This is a genomic window from Lysinibacillus sp. UGB7 (assembly GCF_049058285.1).
GTDB lineage: Bacteria > Bacillota > Bacilli > Bacillales_A > Planococcaceae > Lysinibacillus > Lysinibacillus sphaericus_B.
Genome location: NZ_JBMGUV010000102.1, coordinates 1 through 787, shown reverse-complemented (window position 1 = coordinate 787; position 787 = coordinate 1). Strand labels below are relative to the sequence as shown.

The window sequence follows — 787 nt, the reverse complement described above, 5'->3', positions numbered from 1 at the left end:
TTCAGTGTGGAAGGTTTTTGTTTTATTTGAAAATGCTGTTACTAAATAGTTTCTTGGAATGGTGTTTTCGTTTTTAAAATCGCATAAATCCAGTGTAAAAGCTTATTAGCACAAGCAATAATGGCTACTTTATATGGCTTTCCTTCCTCACGTTTTAAATCGTAGAAGGCTCGTAATCGTTTATTTCGGGCAATAGTTTCATCTGTTGTTTTCTTTTTACGGCTATCTCGAATGGAACAGCGAACGGCTGTATAAAGCATATGACGAAGCCTAGCTGAGCCGCGTTTGGTAATGTGATTTTTCGTGCCTTTAAAGCGACCTGATTCAAACACACTGGGATCTAGTCCCGCAAAGGCGACTAACTTTTTTGGATGATTAAACCGCTCAATTTCCCCAACTTCTGAAAGTATCGTGGCCGCGATTTTTTCACCTACACCGGGAAGTGATTGGATTAATTCATATTCTTCGAGTTGTGCCGCCAACTGATCAATCTCACGCTCTAACGTAGAAAGTTGTTGGCGGTACGCTTGAAGTAAATCAATATACATATTCAGACTGACGAGAAGGCTTTGATAAAGCGTTGACTGAAATGGGTTGCGTTCTGCAGCTACGATTAATACTTCAGCTCTTTCATGCGCCCAATTAAATGAACGTGCTTTACAATGCTTATCAATAAATTGTGCAATCTCTTCTATACCTGCGTCTAGTACTGATTCAGATGTAGGGTAGGACTGTAAAGTCCTTAATGAAATCTCAGCGTACAAATCACCAAAAACTCCTTTATACT

Annotated in this window: 1 protein-coding gene; it reads right to left on the bottom strand. The window is 39.4% G+C overall.

Annotated elements, in window-relative coordinates:
• Nucleotides 1-41: 41 nt before the first annotated feature.
• Nucleotides 42-787, bottom strand: a 746-nt coding sequence (locus ACOMCU_RS28170; RefSeq protein ID WP_421052311.1) for an IS110 family transposase, incomplete at its 5' end; no start/stop codon positions are given.